This window comes from Mesorhizobium sp. M7A.F.Ca.CA.003.01.2.1, assembly GCF_003998945.1.
Classification (GTDB): Bacteria; Pseudomonadota; Alphaproteobacteria; order Rhizobiales; family Rhizobiaceae; genus Mesorhizobium; species Mesorhizobium ciceri.
The window spans coordinates 1-3,302 of sequence record NZ_RZRA01000657.1 but is presented as its reverse complement, the minus strand read 5'-3'; the positions used below and the strand labels follow the sequence as shown (position 1 = coordinate 3,302).

The window sequence follows — 3,302 nt, the reverse complement described above, 5'->3', positions numbered from 1 at the left end:
TGATCTCGCCGGGGGTGATCGCACCGGGCAGCAGCGGAACATCGCTGGCGGCGGCTGCCGACAGAAGCTCGCGGGTGATGCCGGGGCTGACGATGAAGCGCGAGCCCGCGGCGGCCGCCTCTTCGAACTGCCTGGCATCAAGAATGGTGCCGGCGCCGACGATGGCTTCCTCGACTTCACCAGCGACCCGCCGGATCGCTTCCAGCGCGTCGGCGGTCCTCAGCGTGATCTCGATCGCAGGCAGGCCGCCGCGCGCCAGAGCGCGGGCCAGCGGCACGGCATTGGCGACATCGGAGATCTTCAGCACCGGGATGACGGGCTGGCCGTTGAGGAGCGACAGAAGTTTTTCGGTCTTGCTGGGCATGTGTCTCTCCGTGGCGTGGGACAATTCAACCGATTAGCAGAAGGCCGTTTTCCTGTCCACGAAACCGGCCGTGTCGCGATGTCACGCGTCGCCCATACTCGCCAAGCCCAAGTTGACAAGGGTGGCTGCCGGCTCGATGGTGCCGACAGCTTTGGTCCCGGTGGCTTTTCAGGATAGGAATTTTTTCTTGACTCCCTGATCTCAGCTATGGTACAAATTCACCCATGGTGCAGATTTGCGCCAGTGACCCGCCGAACAGGATGCCTGCTTTGCCTTGAATCGGCTTGCTCGAGCGTCTAGTGGCTTCGGCGATGACATCACTTCCACTCCTTCGCGTCGCCGCGCTCTACCGGTTTGCCCGGCTCGACGCTTTCGAAGAACTGCGCGCGCCGCTCGCCGCATTCTGCTGCGGGCGCGGCATAAAGGGCACGCTGCTGCTGGCGCATGAAGGCATCAACGGCACCGTCGCCGGCAGCGAGACGGCAATTGCCGAACTGATCGCGTATCTCGAAGCCATCGAAGGGCTTGCCGGACTCGAGGTCAAGTACAGCGCGGCCGCGGACATGCCGTTCCATCGCATGAAGGTGCGGCTGAAGCGCGAGATCGTCACCATGGGTGTCGATGACATCGATCCTTCGAAAAGTGCCGGCACCTACGTCGCGCCGGCCGACTGGAACGCTCTGATTTCGCAGCCCGGCACTGTCATCATCGACACGCGCAACGCCTATGAGGTGTCGATCGGCACGTTCAAGGGTGCGATCGACCCGGCCACCGCAAGCTTTCGCGAGTTCCCGGCCTGGGTGGAAACGCACCGGGCGGAGCTCGAAGGCCGCAAGGTTGCGATGTTCTGCACCGGCGGCATACGCTGCGAAAAGGCAACCGCCTATGTCAAATCGCTCGGCTTCGAGGATGTCTTCCATCTCAAGGGCGGTATCCTCAAATACCTCGAGGAGGTTCCGGCCGAACAGAGCCTCTGGCAAGGCGAGTGCTTCGTCTTCGACGAGCGGGTTTCGGTGTCGCACGGCCTTGCCGAGGGCGACGCGGAACTGTGCCGCGCCTGCCGCCACCCGCTGACGCCGGGCGAGCTGACGTCGCCCAAATTCGCTGCCGGTATTTCGTGCCCGCATTGCTTCGATGCGCGTTCGGACGAGGACCGCCAGCGTTATGCCGAGCGCCAGCGCCAGGTCGAGCTTGCGCAGGCGCGGGGCAGGGGGCCGCATATCGGCTCCTGATCCAGCATCGTGCTGCTGCAAAGCGGCTGCCTGTCATTGCAATGTCAAGTTTCGGGACCTACGTCTTCGACGTTCGAAACCCGCCCGTTGGCCGGGCAAATCCTGGAGGCACTGAATGTTCGATCCCAAGAAGCTTCTCGACGATCTGCTCGGCTCGCAAATCCCCGGCACCAGCGGCACCGTTCGCGACAAGGCGGGGCAGGCCGTGCAGATGGCCAAGGACAATCCGCTGGCCGCCGGTGCGCTGGCCGCGGTGCTGCTCGGAACCGGTACTGGCCGCAACGTGACGGGCGCCGCGGTGAAGCTTGGCGGACTGGCCGCGATCGGCGGCCTCGCCTACAAGGCCTACCAGAATTACAAGGCCGGCAACGCGCCCGCGGAAGCACCGGCGGCCGGTGAACCGGAATTGCTGCCGCCGCCCAAGGATACCCCCTTCCACCCGTCGCAGGCGCCGCAAGGCGAGGACGAATTCACGCTGACCCTGGTGCGGGCGATGATTTCGGCGGCGAAGGCCGATGGCCATATCGACGATGAAGAGCGCCAGAAGATCGCCGGCAAGCTCAGCCTGGCCGGCATAGGCTCCGACGCCGAAAAGTTCCTGATGGCGGAGCTGGCAAGCCCGCTCGACCTCGACACGCTGGTGGCCGGCGCCAAGACCGATGCGCAGAAGCTCGAACTCTACACGGCGTCGCGCCTGACCATCGATCCCGACACACGCGCCGAGCGCGGTTATCTCGACCTGCTTGCCGGCCGGCTCGGCCTGCCGGACGCGCTGGTCGACCATGTCGAGGCGACGGTTTCGGCGGCCAAGGTGCCGGCCAAGGCCGGGACGTCACCCAATCCGCGCTGGTAGGCCAAAACGGCACAGGGGGCACTTTCCGGGTTAACCGCTCATTAACCCAGCAAGCGCATCATTCAACACAGTCGGATCGGCTTTTCCTCCTCCCAAGCCCGGTTCAGATCAGGGGCGGTCGCCAATGGCCGCCCTTTTTGTCGGTCCGGCCGGATGGACACGCTTGCCATCGCCGCCGTCATTTGCGATGCCTTCCTTTTCGAGCCAACCCCCCAAAATCAGTCGAGCAAGCGCAGCGCTGCCGGAGGACAATAGCCATGACCGAGCAAAGAACCGCCATCGTCACCGGGGCCGGCACGGGCATCGGCAAGAGCGTCGCCACGGCGCTGCTCAGGGCCGGCTGGAACACGGTATTCTGCGGACGCCGCAAATCCGTGCTGGATGCAGCCGTGGCTGAGGCCGGGTCCACCGACGCCAAGGCCCTGGCGGTTGCCTGCGATATCAGCAAGGCAGGCGAGGTCGACGATCTGTTCGAGACCGTGGCGGCGGCCTTCGGCCGTGTCGACCTGCTCTTCAACAATGCCGGCATGGGCTACAAATCGACGCCGATCGACGAGATACCGGTCGAAGTGTGGAACGATATCGTCGGCGTCAACCTCACCGGTTCGTTCCTGTGCGCCCGTGCCGCCTTTGGCGCCATGCGCAAGCAGAAGCCGATGGGTGGCCGCATCATCAACAACGGTTCGGTGTCGGCCTATGCGCCGCGCCCGGGCTCGGTGCCCTACACGGCGACCAAGCATGCCATCACCGGACTGACCAAGACGCTGGCGCTCGACGGTCGGCCCTATGACATCGCCTGCGGCCAGATCGACATCGGCAATGCGCTGACCGACATGGCGCAGCCGATGACGGT

General features: G+C 64.7%; 3 protein-coding genes and 1 pseudogene. 3 read left to right on the top strand and 1 reads right to left on the bottom strand.

From position 1 onward, the window contains the following. A pseudogene (locus EN969_RS23145) lies at positions 1–364 on the bottom strand (keto-deoxy-phosphogluconate aldolase); the annotation flags it as partial. A 311-nt stretch (positions 365–675) separates the two neighbouring features. Between EN969_RS23145 and EN969_RS23140 the strand changes: the two are divergent. From EN969_RS23140 to EN969_RS23130, 3 genes are all read left to right on the top strand, one after another. Next, positions 676–1,596, top strand: a complete 921-nt coding sequence (locus EN969_RS23140) for a rhodanese-related sulfurtransferase (protein WP_013529741.1) — start codon at positions 676–678, stop codon at positions 1,594–1,596. 115 nt (positions 1,597–1,711) lie between these two features. Next, entirely contained in the window at positions 1,712–2,449 is a 738-nt protein-coding gene (locus EN969_RS23135) for a tellurite resistance TerB family protein (protein ID WP_024502721.1), read from the top strand. 257 nt (positions 2,450–2,706) lie between these two features. Then, positions 2,707–3,302 (top strand): SDR family oxidoreductase (locus EN969_RS23130; RefSeq protein WP_164758434.1); only part of this gene is annotated, 596 nt, incomplete at its 3' end.